Here is a 19,927-nt window from a genome sequence, read left to right on the forward strand (position 1 = left end):
CCCATGACCATTGCCCGCGGCATCCGCACCCCGATCATGCATCGCATCGACACGGCAAAGGGCTACGCCTTCGTCGGCGGCACCATCGCCGACGACACGACGCTGCCGATGGGCGGCCAGACCGAGCAGATCCTCGCCAAGATCGACGGCTATCTGGCCGAGGCTGGCACGGACCGCACGAAGCTGGTCTCGGCCAGCATCTTCGTCACCGACCTGTCGAAGAAGAAGGAGATGGACGCGGCCTGGACCGCCTGGCTCGCGCCCGAGAACCTGCCGGCGCGCGCGACGGTCGGCGTCGCCGATCTCGGCGGCGGCGCCCTGGTCGAGATCGTGGTGACGGCGCTCCAGGCCTGACGCAGGACGCGGGGCACACCATCGTCATCGGGGCTTCTCGACACCGTCCGGCCGCCTGATAAGGGCGTGGGCACGGGGGCGTCGAGGGGCGATGAGCGGCACGACCAGGCAATCCGACGTCATCGTGCTGGGCGCGGGCATCATCGGGGTCAGCGTCGCGCTGCATCTGCAGGCGCGCGGCCGCACTGTGACGCTGATCGACAAGGGCGAGCCGGGCGCCGAGACCAGCCATGGCAATGCCGGGCTGATCGAGCGCGCCTCGGTCATCCCCTATGCCTTCCCGCGCGATCTCGGCACCCTCCTGCGCTATGCCGCGAACCGCTCGACCGCGGTGCGCTACCAGCCGGCGGCGCTGGCGCGCATGCTGCCCTGGCTCGCCCGCTACTGGTGGCATTCGGCACCGGCGCGGCTGGATGCCATCGCCGCCGAGATGCTGCCGCTGATCGAGCGCTGCATCGACGAGCATATGGTCTTTGCCGACGCGGCCGGCGCGGCACAATTCATGCGCGGCGACGGCTGGCTCGAGCTCTACCGCACGCAACGCGATTTCGAGCAGGCCGTGCAGGCCGCCGAAAAGCTCGGCGCCTACAAGCTGACCCACGACATCCTCGACCGTCAGGCCCTGGCCGGCCGCGAGCCCTCCTTGCAAGGCGATCTCGCCGGCGCCGTGCATTGGCGCGACCCCGTCACCGTCAGCGACCCGGGCGCCGTGACGCGCGCCTATGCAAAGCTCTTCGCGGCGCGCGGCGGCGAGATCGTGACGGGCGATGCCATGACTCTGGAACAGGATGACCGCAGCTGGCAGGTCGAGCTGCCGAGTGAACGCCACCGGGCTGCCGCGGCAGTGGTCGCGCTCGGCCCCTGGTCGACAGAGCTCTGCCGGCGTTTCGGCTATTCGCTCCCGCTCGCCGTCAAGCGCGGCTACCACATGCATTACCGGGCTGCGGACTGCGCCGTGCTGCGCCTCCCGGTCTGCGATGTCGAGGCCGGTTTCATGCTGACGCCGATGGCGCGCGGGATCCGGCTCACCACCGGCATCGAGCTCGCAGAGCGCGATGCGCCCTCCGACGCCCGGCAGGTCGCGCAGGCCGAGCAGATCGCGCGGCGCTTCTTTCCGCTCGGCGATGCGATCGATCCGGCGCCCTGGCGCGGCGCGCGGCCCTGCCTGCCGGACATGAAGCCGGTGATCGGCAAGGCGCCCCGGCATGACGGGCTCTGGTTCGCCTTCGGCCATGCCCATCACGGCTTCACGCTCGGCCCGGTCACCGGCCGACTGCTCGGCGAGATGATGACCGGAGAGGCCCCTTTCACCGATCCGCGCCCCTATGCGCCCGGGCGCTTTGGCGCGTAGAAGCGCGCGAGCCGGCCCGCGAGCTTATGGTCCGAGGCAGCCCGCATTGACGAGAGACGAGCACGCCTCGCTGTGCTAACCGAACCGTCGAACGGCAAGACCGCTTTCGACACGAGCGCGTCACGAGCGACGGACACTGACCATGAACGCTGGAACCGACCTCCTTTCGCGCCCCGCCGCTTCCGACGCGCCGGGCGCGCCGGCAGAACCGCTCTTTGCCCTCGACGAGGCGGGCTACGCCATAGCCGGACGGGCCCTGCTCCAACCCCTGACACTGGCGCTGCCGGCCCGGCGCGTCGTCGGGCTGATCGGCCATAACGGCTCGGGCAAGTCGACGCTGGTGAAGCTGCTCGCCCGCCAGCAGCCGGCGACGTCGGGCACCATCCGTTTCGAGGGCAAGACGCTGGATGCCTGGGGCGGTCGGGATTTCGCGCGCAAGGTCGCCTATCTGCCGCAGCAGACACCACCGGCCTCGGGCATGCTGGTCAAGGAGCTGGTCGCGCTCGGCCGCTATCCCTGGCACGGCGCGCTCGGGCGCTTCGGCCAGGCCGACCGCGACAAGGTCGCCGAGGCCATGGCCCTGACTGATATCGAGCCTTTCGCCGAGCGGCTGGTCGACACGCTCTCGGGCGGCGAGCGCCAGCGCGTCTGGCTCGCCATGCTGGTGGCCCAGGACGCCGAGTGCCTGCTGCTCGACGAGCCGATCTCGGCGCTCGACATCGCTCATCAGATCGAGGTGCTGACGCTGGTGCATCGCCTCGCCGCCGAACGCGGCCTCGGCGTCGTCGTCGTCCTGCACGACGTCAACATGGCGGCCCGTTTCTGCGACGAGATCATCGCGCTGCATTCGGGCCGGCTGATCGCGCGCGGCACGCCGGCCGACATCATGACGCCGGACGCGCTCGAGGCCATCTATGGCGTCGCCATGCGCGTCCTGCCCCATCCCGACACCGGGCTGCCCGTCGCGTTCGCGCGCTAGGTCGCCACGCGCCGACACAGCCGCGCGGGACGCCGGCGCGATTTCAACTTGCCGTTCACGAAATGCGTGTTTTGATGTCAAACTGAAGATTATCCGAAACGCGCGAGCGGACGAACGCATGGATCAGCTCAATACGCCGCGGCAAGCCGACATTCTCGCAACGGCGCGAACGCAGGGGCGGGTCAGCGTCGACGAGCTCGCCGCGCGGTTCGATGTGAGCCCGCAAACCATCCGCAAGGATCTCAACGAGCTTTGCGACCGCAAGCTGATGACGCGGGTGCATGGCGGCGCGGTGATCGCCTCGGGCGTCGAGAACGTCGCCTATGAGGCACGGCGCTTCATCGCCCAGGCCGAGAAACGGGCGATCGGCGAGGCCGCAGCGCGGCTGATCCCCAACAATGCCTCCCTGTTCATCAATATCGGCACCACCACCGAGGAGGTGGCGCGCGCCCTGATGCAGCACGAGGACCTGCTCGTCATCACCAATAACCTCAACGTCGCCGCCCTGCTCTACCGGCAGCCACGGATCGACGTGGTGCTGGCGGGCGGGCCGGTCAGGCGCTCCGATGGCGGCCTGATCGGCATGAGCACGGCCGATTTCATCAAGCAGTTCAAGGTCGACTATGCCGTGATCGGCGCCTCTGCGATCGACGAGGACGGCGCCCTGCTCGATTTCGACTTTCGCGAGGTCAGGGTTTCGCAGGCGATCATCGAGAATGCGCGCAAGGTCATGCTGGTCGCCGACCGGCTGAAGCTCGAGCGCGCCGCGCCGATCCGGATCGGCCATATCGCCCAGGTCGATGTCTTCATCACCGACGAGATGCCCTCGGCTGCCCTGCGGGCCCTGTGCGCGAGCGAGGCCGTGCAACTGGTCGAGGTCGGCAGCCAGGACTGAACAGCCGCGGTTCGCTGGATTTTTGCCCCGCCGGCTTGCTTTCGCTTTACCGTTCACTTACTTCCTTATCGTCATAAAAACGAAAATCGGATGCGCACCTGCGCCTCCGCGGGAGAGCCTTCGTGAACGCCCCTCGCCTGAGCCCGGCTCAGCCATTCGATCTCGCGATCATCGGTGGCGGCGTGAACGGCTGCGGCATCGCCCGCGACGCCGCCGGACGCGGCGCGTCAGTCGTCCTGTTCGAGCAGAACGACCTGGCCAGCGCGACGTCCTCGGCCTCGACCAAGCTGATCCATGGCGGCCTGCGCTATCTCGAACATTACGAGTTCAGGCTGGTGCGCGAGGCGCTGCTCGAGCGCGAGGTGCTGTGGCGGCTCGCGCCGCACATCATCTGGCCGCTGCGCTTCGTGCTGCCGCATCACGAAGGCCTGCGCCCGGCCTGGCTGCTGCGGCTGGGGTTGTTCCTCTACGACCATCTCGGCGGGCGCAAATTGCTGCCGCCGACCAGCACGCTCGATCTCCGGCAGGTTGCGGCCGGCCGGCCGCTCAAGGACGATCTCACCAAGGCCTTCGAATATTCGGATTGCTGGGTCGAGGATTCGCGCCTGGTCGTGCTGAATGCAGCCGATGCCGCCGCGCGCGGCGCCGAGATCCACACGCGCATGAAGGTTCTGGAGGCCGAGCGCGAAGGCGAGTTGTGGCGGATCACGGCGGTGCGCAACGGCAAGCGCGAGGTCTTCCGCGCCCGGGCGCTGGTCAACGCGGCCGGGCCCTGGGTCGGCCAGCTTCTGGACGGCGTCGTGCGCTCCAACACCCGGGCGGCCGTGCGCCTGGTCCAGGGCAGCCACATCGTGGTGCGCAAGCTCTATGACCATGACCGCTGCTACATCTTCCAGAACGGCGATGGCCGGATCGTCTTCGCCATCCCCTACGAGCGCGATTTCACGCTGATCGGCACGACCGACGCCGATTTTCACCGCGACCCGGCCAGCGCCGCCGCGACCGCGGAGGAGATCGACTATCTCTGCGCCGCCGCCAGCGAGTATTTCCGCCAGCCGGTGACCCGCGCCGGCGTGGTCTGGACCTATTCGGGCGTGCGCCCGCTCTATGACGACGGCGCCTCGAAGGCGCAGGAGGCGACGCGCGACTACGTCCTGACGCTCGATGCGCCCGAGGCCGAGGCGCCGCTGCTCTCGGTCTTCGGCGGCAAGATCACGACCTATCGCCGACTGGCGGAGGCTGCCATAGCGCGACTGGCGCCGCATGCGGCCTGGGCGAAACGCCCGGCCTGGACCAGCGACGGCGCGCTGCCGGGCGGGGATTTCCCGGTCACGGGTTTTGAGGCGCTCGTCGAGGGCTTTTGCACGGCCTATCCCTGGCTGGCACGCGACACCCTCCGCCGCCTCGCCCGCGCCTATGGCACAAAAACCGGTGAGATTCTCGCCGGTGCCAAGGACCTTGCGGACCTCGGCGAGCATTTCGGCGCCGATCTCTATGAGCGCGAGGTCCGCTATCTGATGCGGGCCGAATGGGCTCAGCGCGGCGAGGACGTGTTGTGGCGCCGCAGCAAGCTCGGCCTGCGCCTCTCGGAAGAAAAGCGACAGGCTCTCGACGCATTCATGCACCAAGCGGCTCCCGTCCCGGAACCGGACGGCGCATAAGCCCAAGCCCCAAGCTTGATCAGACCTGCCGGATGGCGCACCAGATTGCGCTGCGGCCATCGCCGCCGATTCACCATCGGCGCGGGTCGCCCCGTACCGGAACGCGAGACCTGCCATGACCGCCTATGCCGAGCTTTCCGCCCATTTCGGCCGCGTCGCCGCATTGTCCAACGCCATCGGCATCCTGCAATGGGACAATGACGCGATGATGCCGAGAGGCGCTGCCGGCACACGAGCCGAGAGCATGGCGCTGCTGCATGTCATGCGCCATGGCATGGTGACCGAGCCGCGCATCGGCGACTGGCTGGCCGCAGCCGAGGCGGCGGACGGCCTGGGCGATTGGGAGCGCGCCAACCTGCGCGAGATCCGGCGCGTCTGGAGCGTCGAGACGGCGCTGCCGGCCGATCTCGTCGAGGCCTCCAGCAAGGCCGTCTCGGCCTGCGAGATGCGCTGGCGCCAGGCACGGGCCGAGGCCGATTTCGCCGGCTTGCTGCCCTATCTTGCCGAGGTGCTGAAACTGCAGCGCGAGATCGGCAGGGCGAAGGGCGAGAAGCTCGGGCTCTCGACCTATGACGCCCTGCTCAACGACTATGAGCCGGGCGGGCGCTCGGACCGGATCGACGCCCTGTTCGACGATCTCGCCGGGTTCCTGCCGGGCTTCACCCAGGAAGCGCTCGCCGTCCAGGCAAGGCGGCCGGCCGCTCCCGCGCCGCAGGGACCGTTCGAGGTCGAGGCGCAGCGCAAGCTTGGCCTCAGCATGATGGCGACCTTGGGTTACGATTTCGAACGAGGCCGGCTCGACATCTCGACGCATCCGTTCTGCGGCGGGGCCGACAACGACGTGCGCATCACCACGCGCTATGACGAGAGCGACTTCACCAAGGCGCTGATGGGCGTGCTGCACGAAACCGGGCATGCGCTCTACGAACAGGGGCGCCCCCAGGCCTGGATGAGCCAGCCTGTCGGCCAGGCGCGCGGCATGAGCCTGCATGAAAGCCAGTCGCTGCTGATCGAGATGCAGGCCTGCCGCAGCCGCGAGTTCATCGGCTTCGCCGCGCCGCTGATGCGCGACGCCTTCGGCGGCACCGGCCCGGCCTGGGAGACCGAGGCGCTCTGGCGCAACGCGACGAGGGTCAAGCCCGGCTTCATCCGCGTCGATGCCGACGAGGTCACCTATCCCGCCCATGTCATCCTGCGCTACCGGCTGGAGAAGGCGCTGATCGCCGATGCGATGCCGCTCTCGGAACTGCCGGCGGCCTGGAACGCGCTGATGCGCGACCTGCTCGGCATCGTGCCTCCGGACGACCGGCTCGGCTGCCTGCAGGACGTGCACTGGCCGAGCGGCGGCTGGGGCTATTTCCCGACCTATACGCTCGGCGCGATGACGGCCGCGCAGGTCTTCGACGCCGCCTGCCGGGCCGAGCCGGAGATCCTGCCGGCGATCGGCCGCGGTGATTTTGCGCCCCTCGTCGGCTGGCTGCGGGCGAACATCCACAGCCAGGGCTCGCTCTTCGAGACAGACGAATTGCTGACCCGCGCGACCGGCCGGCCGCTCGATGCCGCCGTCTTCAAGGCGCATCTGCGCCAGCGCTACGGCAAGGCGGACTGACACAAGCGGCTGCTCCACCCCTCCACCACAAATCATACGACATGCACGCCTCGCCGCATCCAGCCGGCGAGCGCCTCGCCATGCGCGCCGCGAAACCGTCATCCGCCTTTTGGCGAAGGCCTCCCCGCTAGCCGCCGGCGCCATTGGTGTACTAGTATACATGTCAATGCCCCGGCGCGACGCTCGTCCAGCGGCGCGAATAGCGGGCTGACATCAGGGAGAAACCATGACCGACGTGACCCGCCGCGGCGTCCTGCAGGGAGCAGCGAGCCTGGCCGCACTTCAGGCGACGGGCGCCTTCGCCCAGGGCCTGCCCATGCCCACCAGCCCCGTCGCGCTCAACATCATCGACGTCGCCGGCAATCTGCAGCTGACCCAGGCCGCGATCGAGCGCTTCGCCAAGGACAATCCCAAGCTCATCTCGCGGCTGAATTTTTCGCGAGCGCCCTCGCCGGAGCTGCCGGCCAAGCTCAAGGCGCAGCAGGAGGCGAACCGCGTCGATATCGACCTCGTGCTCACCGGCCCGGGCGCGATGTCGGACGGCATCCAGCAGGGCCTGTGGGTCGATGTCTGGAAATCCCACGCGGCCGGCCTGCCCAAGGCCGAGGAGATCTATCACGAGCAGGCATTGATGATGCAGCGGAACTTCGGCCAGAACGAGGGCGTCGCCGTCGTCTATTCGCCGTCCGGTCCGCTGTTCGAATACGCCCCTGACCGCCTCAAGACCGTGCCGAAGACGGCCGAGGAATTCCTTGCCTATGTGAAGCAGAATCCCAAGCGCTTCACCTATGCCCGCCCGGTCAATTCCGGCCCCGGCTGGACCTTCCTGCAGGGCCTGCCCTACATCCTCGGCGACGCCGACCCGAGCGACCCGATGAAGGGCTGGGACAAGACCTGGGCCTATCTCAAGGAACTCGGCACCGGCGTCGACTACTATCCCGGCGGCACGACCCCGACGATGAAGGAACTCGGCGAAGGCACGCGCGACGTCATCGTCTCGACGCTGGGCTGGGACATCAATCCGCGCGCGCTCGGCATCGTGCCCAAGGAGGCCAAGGTCTTCGTGCTCGCCAACACGCACTGGATTCCCGATACCCAGTTCATGTGCATCCCCAAGGGCGTGCCGACGAACAAGATCGCGGTGCTGCTCGCGCTGATGTCGCACATGCTCAAGCCCGAGGCGCAGGCCGCGACCTATGACAAGGGCTATTTCTATCCCGGCCCGGCCGTGAAGGGCGTGACGCTGGCCATGGCGCCGCAGGAAAGCCGCGACGTGCTCGCCGAATATGGCCGTCCCGAATATGATGACCTGATCGTCAAGCTGCCGACGCAGCCGCCGCTGACGCCGGAACGGCTCGTCGCCGCCTTCCGCCGCTGGGATCAGGAGATCGGCGTCGGCCACGGAGCGCCCCAGTAGCATGCGCTTCGCCGCCATCGGCCTCGACCACCGCCATATCTACCATATGGTCGGAGGTCTTCTCGAAGCCGGCGCGATCTGTGCCGGCTTCGATCCGCGCACCAGCGACGCGCGCGTGCTCGACGGGTTTCGGGAACGCTTTCCGGACCTCCTGCCGGTGGATGGCGAGCGGCTGATCGACGATCCCACGATCGACCTGATCGTCTGCGCCGCCATTCCGTCGGAGCGCGCCGCGCTTGCCGTCAAGGCGATGCGGGCGGGCAAGGACGTCATGGTCGACAAGCCGGGCGTGACCAGCTTCGCCCAGCTCGCGGAGGTCGAGGCGGCGGTGAAGGAGACCGGGCGGATCTTCTCGGTCTGCTTCTCGGAGCGCTTCACCGTGCCTGCGACCCTCGTCGCGGGCAAGCTGATCGCCGACGGCGCGATCGGGCGCGTGGTGCAGACGATCGGGCTCGGGCCGCACCGGCTCAACCGCGCCATCCGGCCGTCCTGGTTCTTCGACACGGCGTATTTCGGCGGCATCCTGACCGACATCGCGTCGCATCAGATCGACCAGTTCCTGCATTTCACCGGGTCGCGGGATGCCGAGATCGTCGCCTCGGGCGTCGGTCATTTCGGCGTGCCCGACCTGCCCGATTTCGAGGATTTCGGCGAGATCCTGCTGCGTAGCTCGCAAGCGGGCGGCTATATCCGGGTCGACTGGTTCACCGCCGACGGGCTGCCGACCTGGGGCGACGGCCGGCTCACCATCCTGGGCACCGAAGGCACGATCGAGCTGCGCAAATATGTCGATATCGCCGGCAGGCCTGGCACCGACCATCTCTTCCTGGTCGACGGCAAGGGCACGCGCCATATCGACGCGTCCGGCGAGCCGCTGACCTATTTTCGCAACCTCGTCGCCGACATCGCCAAGCGGACCGAGAGCGCCGTTGCGCAGGACCATGTCTTCACGGTCTGCCGCCTCGCGCTGGAGGCGCAGGCGAAAGCGGCTCGGCTTCCCGCCGGCAACCAGGATTCCCGCCTGTGACACGCAAGATCGGCGTCGCCGTCATCGGCCTCGGGCCGGCCTCCCTGCCCCATTCCCGCAGCCTGATCGACCTTGCTGGGCGCGTCGACATGCGCTGGGCGGCAAGCCGTTCGACCGAGCGCGTCGAGGCCTATCGCAAGCAATTCCCCTTCCCCGTGACGACCGATCTCGACGCGGTGCTGGCCGATCCGGCGGTGGAGGCGGTCATCGTGCTGACGCCGCCCAGCAGCCACCTGGAGGTGTCTTCGCGCTGTTTCGAGGCCGGCAAGCATGTCCTGGTCGAAAAGCCGCTGGAACTGACCGTCGAGCGCGGCGAGCGCCTCGTCGCGGCCGGCGCCAGGGCGGGCAAGGTTTTCGGCGTCGTGCTCCAGCACCGGTTCCGGCCGGCGAGCCTGCGCCTGAAAGCGGCGCTCGATGCGGGCGAGCTCGGCACGGTCGAGGCGGCGTTCCTGAATGTGCCCTGGTGGCGGCCGCAGGCCTACTACGACGAGCCGGGCCGCGGCACGCTGGCGCGCGACGGCGGCGGCGTATTGCTGACCCAGGCGATCCACTCGCTCGACCTGTTCCGGTCGCTCGTCGGCGTCTCGAAAGTGGTCGCGGCGCAGGCGCGGACCACCGCCCTGCACCGGATGGAGACCGAGGATTTCGCCTCGGCCCTGCTCGAGCTCGGCAATGGCGCGCCGGGCACGCTGATGGCGACGACGGCAGCCAATCCCGGCCATCCCGAGCGCATCGAGATCATCGGGACGAAGGGTTTTGCCGCGCTCGTCGGCGGCACGCTCACCCTCGACTTTCTCGACGGCCGGCGCGAGGTCGTCGAGGCGGAGGGCAGCACCGGCAGCGGCGCCAACATCATGGATTTCCCCCATGATGCGCACCGCGCCGTCATTACCGACTTCCTCGACGCGATCGAGACGGGCGGCCAGCCCGTCGTCACTGGGGAAGAGGCGCTGACATCGCAGCGCCTCGTCGACGAGATCCTGGCCGCCGCCCGGCGCTGACGCGTTTCAGCGCTTGCGCTTGGCGCCGACCAGCTCGTCCCATTTGCGGAAGGCCACGACCATCTTGTCGGGCTTCAGCGGCAGCTCGATCGGGTTCTTGGCGATCAGGTCTGCATATTCCGGCCGCCCGAACTCGGCGATGACCTTCTGGCTCGCTTCCGGCGCGAGTGAGAGCGGCACGTTCTTCACCGCCGGGCCGGGATAGAGATAGCCTTCATCGTAGGAATAGGCTTGGGCCTTTGGCGTCAGCACATAGGCCATCAGGTCGAGCACCACGGCGAGGCGGTCGTTCGGAATGCCCTTCGGCACGCACATGAAGAAGGCGTCGGAGACCCAGTGGAAGCCCTTCAGGGTCTGGATCTTCGCCTCTTTCGGCACGATGCCGAGCGCGCGCGGATTGATGTCCCAGCCCGTGGTCGAGATGATGATGTCGCGCGAGCCGTCGCCGAATTCCTTCATCGTCGCGCCGGTGCCGGCCGGGTAGTACTCGATATGTTCGCCGATCTCCTGCAAATAGGCCCAGGTCTTGTCCCAGCCGCCGACCGGGTCCTGCGGGTCCTTGTCGCCGAGGATATAGGGCAGGCCCATCATGAAGGTCCGGCCGGGGCCGGAATTAGTCGGACGGGCATACATGAACTTGCCGGGATTGGCCTTGGCCCAGGCCAGCAGCTCCTCGGCCGTGGTCGGCGGGCTTTTCACCCGGTCGGGCATATATTCGAGCAGCGGACCGGACGGGTAATAATTGACCACGACGCCGAAACCGTCGCCCTGCGCCCTGTGCAGGTTGAGCGCCGCCGGCTCGTAGTTCTCCTCGATATTGGGAAACTTGTCGGCGAAATCCGGCAGGATCTTCTGCCAGAGCTTCTGCTCCAGACCCGCGGCGAGGCCGTCGCTGCCGGTGAGGATCAGGTCGAGATCGACCTTGCCGGCATCCTGCTGCGCCTTGAGCTTGCTGGCGAGCTCGGGCGCCGGCGCCTTCACGAAGGCGATGCGCGAGACCAGCTTGGGGTTGGCCGCGCGATAGTCCTCGAAGGCCCTCTGCATCAAGGCGAGCGCTCCGCCGACATCCATGACGCTGATCACCACCGGAGCGGCGGGCAGCGGCGGCGAGGCCGCAAAAGCAGCAGGCGCGCCCGTCGCCATCGCGGCGAGTCCGCCCAGCACGGCGCGGCGATCGATTGCAGTCGGATCCTTGCTCATCTTGTCTCTCCCCTTCTGGTTAAGCCGATTTACGGGCCACCGGCCCCGTTGCTCCGGTGACATGACGCTCGACGGGGCCGAGGCGGACGCAGGCGATCGCGAGCGCATCCGACCAGGTCACCTCGTTCGGCGGCAGCACAATCCCCCTCGCCTCCAAGGCCGGCGCCAGCACCGCGAGCGGATGGCGCGAGGCCATCGCGATCGCGTCCTCGGCGCTCGCCAATCCCCATGAGACGATGTTGCGCACGGCCTGGTCCAGGCACAGCGCCGACCCTGCCAGCGAGACGCCGCCCGGCTGGCGCACCGAGCCATCGGCCCTGCGCTCGACGCTCATCCCGGCAAACGGATAGCGGCCCGGCTCGGACGCTGCGCCCGAGACCGCGTCGGTGACCAGGATCGAGCGCGCGATCCCCTTGGCGCGCAGCATCGACTTCAACGCCTTGGGGTGAAGATGGATGCCGTCGGCAATGAAGCTCGCCCAGAGACGATCCTCGGCGAGCTGGGCGAAGATCGAATTGGCAAGCTTGTGAATCACTTGCGGCATGCCGTTGCCAAGATGGGTGGAGAGCGCCGCCCCCGCATCGGCCGCCGCTGCAATCTGGTCGAAATCCGCCGCCGTGTGACCGAGCGCGACGATCCGGGCCTGTTCGTGCAGCGCCGCGATCAGGGAGGGCACGCCTGCGATCTCCGGCGCCACGGAGACCATCAGGATCGGCCGTTCGAGCCCCCGCTCCAGCCTCTCGACCAGCCCGGGATCGGCGGCGGTCATGGCGTTCGCCGGATGGCAGCCGGCATAACCCTCCGCCGGGTTCAGGAACGGGCCTTCGAGATGATAGCCCGGGCAGACCAGCGGGCCGAGGCGGCTTGCCGAGATCGCGGCGTCGAGGGCGCGCAGGCGCTGCTCCAGCTCATGCGGATGGGCGGTGATGATCGTCGGCAGGCAGGTCGTGACGCCGGTCGCCAGCATCGCCTCGAGCGCGTGGTCGACCGCGGCCGGCGTGATCTCGCCCGCGTTGAAGTCGACGCCGGCAAAGCCGTTGACCTGGAGATCGACGAGGCCTGCGGTCTGCATGGCGAGCGCCTCCTGTCCTCAGCCGCGGGTCAGCAGGGAGGCGGCGGGCGGATCGAGGAAGAGCGCCGTATTCTTGTGGGTCTGCAGGATCGAGGCGGGATGGAGCGGGCTGACAGGTCCCTCGAGCGCATCGCGCGTCGCCCGCGCCTTGCGCTCGTCCGGCACCGACAGCACGATCAGCTCGCTTTTGAGGATCTGCCTGATGCTCATCGAAATCGCACGCTCCGGCACGTCTTCGAGGCTCGGGAACCAGCCTTCGCCGAATTGCTGGCGGCGGCAGGCCTCGTCGAGCGTCACCACGATATAGGGCGCCTCGGTCTCGAAATCGGCCGGCGGGTCATTGAAGGCGAGATGGCAATTCTCGCCGAAGCCCGCGAAGCAGACAGCGATCCGGCGCCCGGCGATCAGCTCGTTGAGCCTGCGTGCCTCCTGTTCCGGATCGCCCTCGCCATCGACCGGGATGAACGCGACCTTGCCGCCCAGCGGCGCGACGAAGCGCTCGCGCAGATAGCGGCGGAAACTCGCCGGATGGGCCTCGCTCAGGCCGACATACTCGTCGAGATGGAAGGCCGTGACCTTCGACCAGTCGATGCCGTCAGCCGCGACCAGATGCGTCAGCGTGTCGAATTGGCTGGCACCGGTGGCGACGACGATCGTCGCCTGGCCATCGCGGGCGAGCGCCTCGCGAATGGCGCTCGCGCCGAGTGCGGCGGCCTCAGCGCCGAGCGCCTGCTTGTCCGGGAGGATACGGGTCGCGATCATGCTATTTTTGAACCATATGAGATCGAATTGTTCCAAAAGCTCAGATAAAGCTTATGAGAGGCGTTGCAGAATGCAATCTCAATTTTTGAACCAATCGGTTCTTATATGTGAGCGCCAATGACATTGCCCGCACTCGACACCCTGCCCTTCACTGACGCCCGAGACCGTGACCGGGCTCGCGCCTTCACGCTCGTCGCCCGTGGGCAGGCCCGTTCCCGCCCCGAGATCAGTGCAACGCTGGGCCTGCGCTCGACGACGACCTCACGCCTGGTCGGCGACCTGCTGGCGCGGCGCCTGATCATGGAGACCGCAGGCGAGAGGGCCGGCAGGGGCCGCCCGGCCGGAATCCTTGTGGCCAATCCGCGCCGCATCGGCGCCTCTGTGATCCATGTCGCGAGCCAGGCCCTGGTCGGCACGCTCATCGATCTCGACGGCCAGGCGATCGAGGCGCGCAGCGTCGAGGTCGGCGCCGATGCGGATAATGCAGCGATCTCCGGTGTCCTGGCGCGGCTGGCGGGCGAGCTGCATGCGGCCGCTCCGCGGGGCATGGACCATGCCGGCACCGCCGTCTCGCTGTCGGGCCTGCTCGACCCTCGCCGCAGGCAATGGCTGATGTCGTCGCGCTGGCCGAAGCTGCGCGGGCTCGACATCCCGGCCGCACTGGAGGGCATTCCCGGCCCGGTCGACATCTGCCGCAATCTCGATGCCGAGCTGCGCGACCGCATGGCGCGCGAGCCTGAAAATTTCGCTGATGGCGCACTCTTGCTGCATTGGGGCTGGGGGATCGGGCTCGGCTATGCGGCCGGCGGGCGATCGCTGGCGCCCGCGGGAGGCTCGTTTGGCGAGATCGGCCACTGGCGCTTTTCGGTCCTGGATGGCCGCCGCTGCGGCTGCGGCAACAGTGCCTGCCTCGAAACCGGCGCGGCGCTCTGGTCGCTCCTGCCCGTGCTGCGCCAACGCTGGCCCGAGCTCGCCGAGGACGAGGCGCGGCTGCGCCGGCAATTGCCGGCCTGCGATCTCGTCGGCGTGCCGGAGGTCGACATGGCCGCCCGCCTGCTCGCGCGGGCGCTGGCCAATGCCAGCCGCCTGTTCTTCCCCTCCCGGATCATCGTCACCGGCCCCCTGGTCGCCAATGCGAGGCTCTGGGCCCATTTCGACGCATTGTTTCGCGCCGAGGGCACGATGCAGGGGCTGCTCATGCCGGAGCTGAGCAGCGACCGCGTCGGCCGCGATCACGAAATCCGCGGTGCGGCGGCGCCGCTGCTCGAGAGGGCGACTGTGGCGCTGCTGCAAGGTTCGTGAGCCACGCCGGGACGCCCAGCGTAAGGGCGAAAACTATTCCTCGGCGGTGTCGCGCCGCAGCTCCCAGGCCAGCATGGCCTCCGCGAGCGCTGCGAGCTCGCTCTCCTTGCCGGCGGAATCGGCCGCGGCGCTGAGCTCGGCGACACGCTGCTGAGCCTGCTCGTAGTCTTCCTCGGTATGGATCACGATGGGCTGCTTCACGGGAACCTCGCAAACCGGCGAGGCGAAATGCCTCCCGATGACTGGACGAATGCTAGCACAGTGAAACCGGACAGCGGCGCGTTCGTTCCAGGCCACGGCCCCGGAAGAACAAGACCAGCGCATGCATATCCGTCCAGAGCCGATTGCCGCTGCGTTTCCTTGCGATCTGTGGAAAATATGCTGAATGGTGGGGAGCGTCGTTCCAGCTTCCCTTGCCGAGGAAAGACACGCGATGACCGCATCGACCGTTCTGACGCCCGACACGCCCGCCAAGGACGAGCCGTTCCGCCCGCACACCTCGCATTGGGGCGTCTTCTCGGCGCGGATGCAGGACGGCAGGCTCGAGGTGCGCCCGCATGCCGGCGACCCCGACCCCAACGAGATCATCCAGAATTTTCCGGCGGCGCTGCGTCATCGCGCCCGGATCGCGCAGCCGATGGTGCGGCGCGGCTGGCTGGAAAACGGACCGGGCCCGGACGACCGCCGTGGCCGCGACGAGTATGTGCCGATGTCCTGGAGCGCCGTGCTCGACCTGCTCGGCGCCGAGCTGAAGCGCGTGCGCGACGATCACGGCCCGGGCGCGATCTTCGGCGGCTCCTATGGCTGGGCCAGCGCCGGGCGCTTCCATCATGCCCAGAGCCAGATCCACCGCTTCCTGAACAGCTCGACCGGCGGCTATGTCCGCTCGGTCAACAGCTACTCGTCGGGCGCGTCCTCGGTGCTCGTGCCGCATATCATCGGCGACTACGAGGACCTGGTGAAGCGCAACGTCTCCTGGGACCAGATCGCCGAGCACAGCGAGATCGTGGTCGCCTTCGGCGGCATGGCGCTGAAGAACAGCATGGTCGCCGGCGGCAGCATCAGCAAGCATGTCGAGCGCGGAGCGATGGCGCGGGCGCAGGCGCGGGGTTGCGAGTTCGTCCTGGTCGGGCCGCTGCGCAGCGACCTGCCCGAGGAGGCCGGCGCCGACTGGCTCTCGATCATCCCCGGCAGCGACACCGCCGTGATGATGGCGCTCGTCCACACGCTCGTCGTCAACGGGCTGCACGATCGCGACTTCCTGGAGCGCCATACGGTCGGCTGGCCCGTATTCGAGCGCTACCTGCTCGGCGAGACGGACGGACAGCCCAAGGACGCCGCCTGGGCCGCTGCGATCTCGGGCGTTCCGGCAGACGAGATCGTGGCGCTCGCCAGGCGCCTGCACGGCCGGCGCGCGCTGATCGTCGTCGCGCATGCCCTGCAGCGCGCCGAGCATGGCGAGCAGCCGGTCTGGATGGGCATGGTGCTGGCGGCCGCGCTCGGACAGATCGGCCTGCCCGGCGGCGGCTACGGCTACGGCCTCGGCGCGATCGCCTATTACGGGCGGCGCTACAATGCCGTGCCGATGCCGACCTTCTCGCAGCTGCGCAACCCGGTGGCGGATTTCATTCCGGTCGCGCGCATCTCGGACATGCTGCTGAACCCGGGCACGTCCTATCGCTATAACGGCCAGACCCGCATCTATCCCGAGATCAAGCTGGTCTACTGGGCCGGCGGCAACCCGTTCCACCATCATCAGGACCTGAACCGGCTGCGGCAGGCCTTCGGCAAGCTCGACACGCTGGTCGTGCACGAGCTCGCCTGGACTGCGACGGCACGCCATGCCGATGTCGTGCTGCCCTGCACGATGACGCTGGAGCGCGAGGATATCGGCGGCAACGCCAATGACCCGCTGCTGGTGCCGATGCAGCCCGCGGCCGAGCCCTATGGCGAGGCGCGCGACGATTACGCGATCTTCGCCGACTTGGCCGAGCGCCTCGGCACGCGCGAGGCCTTCACCGAGGGCCGCTCGGTGCGCGAATGGCTCGAGCATCTCTATGAGCCCACGCGGGCGGGGCTGGCGGCCATGGGGCTTCCGGCGCCGAGCTTCGCCGAGTTCTGGGCCGGCGAAGGTTTTGAGCTGCCGCAGCAATCCGACGATGGCGGCCGGCTGCGGGCTTTCCGCGACGATCCGGACGGCAAGCCCCTGCCGACGCCGAGCGGGAAGCTCGAGATCTTTTCCGAGACGATCGCGAGCTTCAACGAGCCGGACTGCCCCGGTCACCCGGCCTGGCTCGGCGCCACGAACGTGCCTGACGAGGCGGCGCCGCTGAGGCTGGTCGCCAACCAGCCGCGCACGCGGCTGCACAGCCAGCTCGATTTCGGCGGGCATAGCGGCGATTCCAAGCATCGCGGCCGCGAAGTCGCGCGCATGCATCCGCAGGACGCGGCGGCGCGCGACATCACCGAGGGCGACATCATCCGGATCTCGAACGAGCGCGGCGCCTGCCTCGCCGGCGTCATCGTCACCGACGGCATCCGCGAGGGCGTGATCCAGCTGCCGACCGGCGCCTGGTACGACCCGATCGACCCCACCGAGGACAAGCCGCTTTGCGTGCACGGCAATCCCAATGTCCTGACACGCGATGTCGGGACCTCCGCGCTCGCGCAGGGCTGCACGGGCCAGCTCACGACCGTGCAGGTCGAGCGCTTCACCGGGAACCTCCCGCCGATCCAGGCCTATGAGCCGCCCGCGGCACAGCCGGTTCCGCAGGCCTGACGCAGCGCGCTCGTCTTCTCGCCTACCGCAGGTCGGGAACCGAGGCCGGATCGGATCGAAGGGTGGGCAGCACGGCGCGGATGTGATCGCCCAGGGCCCGAGCGGCTGAGGATGGCCGCTGCTCGGTGAATTCCAGCGCAATGCCGATCGTGGGAAGCGTCGGCAATCCGGCCGACACGATGTGGAGGTCCGGCGGGACGGCCGTCCGGGTCAAAACGCTGATGGCGTGACCGGAGCGGGCGATCGCGATCAGGCCGGCGAGGCTGTTGCTGGCGAAGGCGACCCTGTATCGGCGGCCGACCGCCTCCATGGCGGCGCAGGCAGCGCGGTAGTCGATGGTCATGGGCGCCGAAAGCGCCAGCGGCAGGCTGGCATGGCCGAGAACGCCCGGCTCGGCCTCGTTGGCAACCCAGACGAAGCTCTCCTGCCGGATCACCTCGCTGCCGACCGCGTCGGAGAGCGACACGAGCGCCATTTCGATCTGCCGCCGCTGCAGCAGCGGGCGCAGCTCCGAGGTGGGCGCGCAGACCATGCGCAGCTCGACATCCGGATGAAGCGCGCAAAAGCCCCTCAGCAGATCCGGCAGGAAGGCGATCGAATAATCCTCCGGGCACCCCAAGCTCACCGGGCCGCCGAGGCCTGCGCCGCACATGTCGGCCAGGATCTCGTCATGCTTGGCCAGGAGAGACCCGGCATGTGCCAGGAGCTTGTCCCCTGTTGCCGTGAGCCGCACGCCGGAGCCGCTCCGATGCAGGAGCGGCTGGCCGATCAGCTCTTCGAGGCGCTGAATTTGCATGCTCAACGCCGACTGCGTCCGGCCGACCTGCACGGACGCGACGCTGATCGACCCCGTGCGGGCGACCACGGAGAAATTTCGGAGCAGTGCGAGGTCGAGCGTCGGCATGCCATCAAGCCAATCGATATCGGAAAGAAGCAATATCAATTTGTCTGCTGATGCAAGCGCGGCTAGCGCTGTGGGAATGGCCATCCCCGAGGTGATTCCATGTCTCTGAACAGCGACCCCGCATTCTGGGCCTCCGCGAACAAGCATCTCACGCGTTACGGACCCGGGTTTGAATCGATCATCGTCGAGCGCGCCGAGGGCAGTTTCGTCTATGATGCCGATGGTCGCGGGATTCTGGACTTCACGTCCGGCCAGATGAGCGCCGTCCTCGGCCATAGCCATCCCGACATCGTCACGACCGTCGATCGGCAGATGCGGTCGGTCGCTCATCTCTTCAGCGGAATGCTGTCGCGCCCGGTCGTCGATCTGGCCTCGCGTCTGGCTGCCCTGGCTCCCGGCCTCGACCGCGTGCAGCTCCTGACGACGGGAGCGGAATCGAACGAAGCGGCCATTCGCATGGCGAAGCTGGTGACCGGCGGACACGAGGTCGTCGCCTTCGCTCAGAGCTGGCACGGAATGACCGGAGCTGCAGCCTCGGCCACCTACAGCGCCGGCCGCCGGGGCTACGGGCCGGCCGCGGCCGGATCCTTCGTCATCCCCGCACCGAACTCCTACCGGCCGCGCTTTGCGCATCCGGACGGCTCCAACGATTGGCAGGCCGAGCTCGACGACGCCTTCTCGCTGATCGACAGGCAGTCGACGGGCAGCCTCGCGGCGTTCATCGCCGAACCGATCCTGTCGAGCGGCGGCATCCTCGAACTGCCGCCAGGCTATCTCGCCGCGCTCAAGCGCAAATGCGAGGAGCGGGGGATGCTGCTGATCCTCGACGAGGCCCAGACGGGGATCGGCCGGACCGGCCACATGTTCGCGTTCCAGCGCGACGGCGTCACGCCCGATATCCTCACCCTGTCCAAGACCCTGGGCGCCGGGCTGCCACTTGCCGCCGTGATGACCTCCGAAGCCATCGAACAGACGGCCTATGAGCGGGGCTTCCTGTTCTACACGACCCATGTCTCCGATCCGCTGCCGGCGGCGGTCGGCGTCACGGTCCTCGACGTGGTCGAGCGCGACCGGCTGGTCGAGCAGGCGACGACGCGGGGAGAGAGGCTCAGGAAGGGCCTGCTGTCCCTGCAGCAGAGACATGAATGCATTGGCGACGTGCGCGGGCGCGGGCTCCTGCTCGGGCTCGAGATCGTCGTCGACCGGCAAACCAAGGCGCCCGGCTTCGAGCTCGGGGCCCGGATCATGGACGAGGCCATGCGCCGGGGCCTCAGCATGAACATCGTCAAGCTGCCGGGGATGGGCGGCGTCTTCCGCATCGCCCCTGCCCTGACGGTCTCGGATGCCGAAATCGATCGCGGTCTCGAGATCATGTCGGACGCGGTCGACGCCGTGGTCAGCGCCGCCTGACGCGGAAGACCCGGCTGCCCTGCGGGCCTGGAGCGGTTGGTGGATAGCTGCCCCTTATGCACGCGCCATGTCGTCGGGCCTCGCCACCGAAGCGGGCCGTTCCGGTCGCTTAGGACCCCACCCAAGGCCGGACTTCGGCGACGATTTTCATCCGGGAAGTCGCGAGATCAGGCAGGAACGTAGGTCAACCTGATCACATCCTCG

Annotated in this window: 17 protein-coding genes; 12 read left to right on the forward strand and 5 right to left on the reverse strand. The window is 68.3% G+C overall.

Annotated elements, in window-relative coordinates; all coding sequences use genetic code 11:
- The first annotated feature begins 3 nt into the window (after positions 1–3).
- The 9 genes from ACTIF2_RS22850 (at position 4) to ACTIF2_RS22890 (ending at position 10,294) form a co-directional block, all read left to right on the forward strand.
- Positions 4–354 (forward strand): RidA family protein, encoded by a 351-nt coding sequence (locus tag ACTIF2_RS22850; protein WP_439499422.1) that lies wholly within the window; start codon positions 4–6, stop codon positions 352–354.
- Positions 355–445: 91 nt separating this feature from the next.
- Positions 446–1,705 carry an NAD(P)/FAD-dependent oxidoreductase gene (locus ACTIF2_RS22855; RefSeq protein ID WP_439499423.1) on the forward strand — a complete coding sequence of 420 codons (1,260 nt, stop codon included), beginning with the start codon at positions 446–448 and terminating at the stop codon, positions 1,703–1,705.
- Between the two features lie 142 nt (positions 1,706–1,847).
- The gene (locus tag ACTIF2_RS22860; protein WP_439499424.1) at positions 1,848–2,684 is read left to right on the forward strand and encodes an ATP-binding cassette domain-containing protein; all 837 of its coding nucleotides are present in this window, start codon (positions 1,848–1,850) and stop codon (positions 2,682–2,684) included.
- Between the two features lie 118 nt (positions 2,685–2,802).
- Positions 2,803–3,579 (forward strand): DeoR/GlpR family DNA-binding transcription regulator, encoded by a 777-nt coding sequence (locus ACTIF2_RS22865; RefSeq protein ID WP_439499425.1) that lies wholly within the window; start codon positions 2,803–2,805, stop codon positions 3,577–3,579.
- Between the two features lie 122 nt (positions 3,580–3,701).
- A complete protein-coding gene (glpD, locus tag ACTIF2_RS22870) occupies positions 3,702–5,240 on the forward strand; it encodes a glycerol-3-phosphate dehydrogenase (protein ID WP_439499426.1) in 1,539 nt (512 codons plus the stop codon).
- Between the two features lie 115 nt (positions 5,241–5,355).
- Positions 5,356–6,849, forward strand: a complete 1,494-nt coding sequence (locus tag ACTIF2_RS22875) for a carboxypeptidase M32 (protein ID WP_439499427.1) — start codon at positions 5,356–5,358, stop codon at positions 6,847–6,849.
- Positions 6,850–7,075: 226 nt separating this feature from the next.
- Positions 7,076–8,266 (forward strand): extracellular solute-binding protein, encoded by a 1,191-nt coding sequence (locus ACTIF2_RS22880; RefSeq protein ID WP_439499428.1) that lies wholly within the window; start codon positions 7,076–7,078, stop codon positions 8,264–8,266.
- Between the two features lies 1 nt (position 8,267).
- On the forward strand, positions 8,268–9,293 hold the full coding sequence (locus tag ACTIF2_RS22885; RefSeq protein ID WP_439499429.1) for a Gfo/Idh/MocA family protein: 1,026 nt from the start codon (positions 8,268–8,270) through the stop codon (positions 9,291–9,293).
- On the forward strand, positions 9,290–10,294 hold the full coding sequence (locus tag ACTIF2_RS22890) for a Gfo/Idh/MocA family protein (RefSeq protein WP_439499430.1): 1,005 nt from the start codon (positions 9,290–9,292) through the stop codon (positions 10,292–10,294). The genes ACTIF2_RS22885 and ACTIF2_RS22890 overlap by 4 nt, the downstream gene beginning before the upstream one ends.
- A gap of 6 nt (positions 10,295–10,300) precedes the next feature.
- On the opposite strand, the gene ACTIF2_RS22895 is transcribed toward ACTIF2_RS22890, so the two are convergent.
- From ACTIF2_RS22895 to ACTIF2_RS22905, 3 genes are read right to left on the reverse strand one after another with little or no spacing between them, the layout of a single operon-like run.
- Positions 10,301–11,494, reverse strand: coding sequence for an ABC transporter substrate-binding protein (locus ACTIF2_RS22895; protein ID WP_439499431.1), 1,194 nt, complete (start codon positions 11,492–11,494; stop codon positions 10,301–10,303).
- Positions 11,495–11,513: 19 nt separating this feature from the next.
- Entirely contained in the window at positions 11,514–12,566 is a 1,053-nt protein-coding gene (locus tag ACTIF2_RS22900) for an N-acetylglucosamine-6-phosphate deacetylase (RefSeq protein WP_439499432.1), read from the reverse strand.
- A gap of 18 nt (positions 12,567–12,584) precedes the next feature.
- Positions 12,585–13,328: a glucosamine-6-phosphate deaminase gene (locus tag ACTIF2_RS22905; protein WP_439499433.1), complete on the reverse strand. Its 744-nt coding sequence runs from the start codon at positions 13,326–13,328 to the stop codon at positions 12,585–12,587.
- Between the two features lie 117 nt (positions 13,329–13,445).
- On the opposite strand from ACTIF2_RS22905, the gene ACTIF2_RS22910 reads away from it, so the two are divergent.
- The gene (locus ACTIF2_RS22910; RefSeq protein ID WP_439499434.1) at positions 13,446–14,630 is read left to right on the forward strand and encodes an ROK family protein; all 1,185 of its coding nucleotides are present in this window, start codon (positions 13,446–13,448) and stop codon (positions 14,628–14,630) included.
- A gap of 33 nt (positions 14,631–14,663) precedes the next feature.
- On the opposite strand, the gene ACTIF2_RS22915 is transcribed toward ACTIF2_RS22910, so the two are convergent.
- Entirely contained in the window at positions 14,664–14,831 is a 168-nt protein-coding gene (locus ACTIF2_RS22915; protein WP_439499435.1) for a hypothetical protein, read from the reverse strand.
- A gap of 232 nt (positions 14,832–15,063) precedes the next feature.
- Between ACTIF2_RS22915 and ACTIF2_RS22920 the strand changes: the two genes are divergently transcribed.
- Positions 15,064–17,409, forward strand: coding sequence for a molybdopterin guanine dinucleotide-containing S/N-oxide reductase (locus ACTIF2_RS22920; RefSeq protein ID WP_439499436.1), 2,346 nt, complete (start codon positions 15,064–15,066; stop codon positions 17,407–17,409).
- Positions 17,410–17,431: 22 nt separating this feature from the next.
- Here ACTIF2_RS22920 and ACTIF2_RS22925 read toward each other — a convergent pair whose 3' ends face one another.
- Positions 17,432–18,313 carry a LysR family transcriptional regulator gene (locus tag ACTIF2_RS22925; protein WP_439499442.1) on the reverse strand — a complete coding sequence of 294 codons (882 nt, stop codon included), beginning with the start codon at positions 18,311–18,313 and terminating at the stop codon, positions 17,432–17,434.
- A 99-nt stretch (positions 18,314–18,412) separates the two neighbouring features.
- Here ACTIF2_RS22925 and ACTIF2_RS22930 point away from each other — a divergent pair, with 99 nt between their 5' ends.
- Positions 18,413–19,723, forward strand: coding sequence for an aspartate aminotransferase family protein (locus ACTIF2_RS22930; RefSeq protein WP_439499437.1), 1,311 nt, complete (start codon positions 18,413–18,415; stop codon positions 19,721–19,723).
- The last annotated feature ends 204 nt before the right edge of the window (positions 19,724–19,927 follow it).

The sequence above is a fragment of the Allobosea sp. genome (genome assembly GCF_051860145.1).
Lineage (GTDB): Bacteria > Pseudomonadota > Alphaproteobacteria > Rhizobiales > Beijerinckiaceae > Allobosea.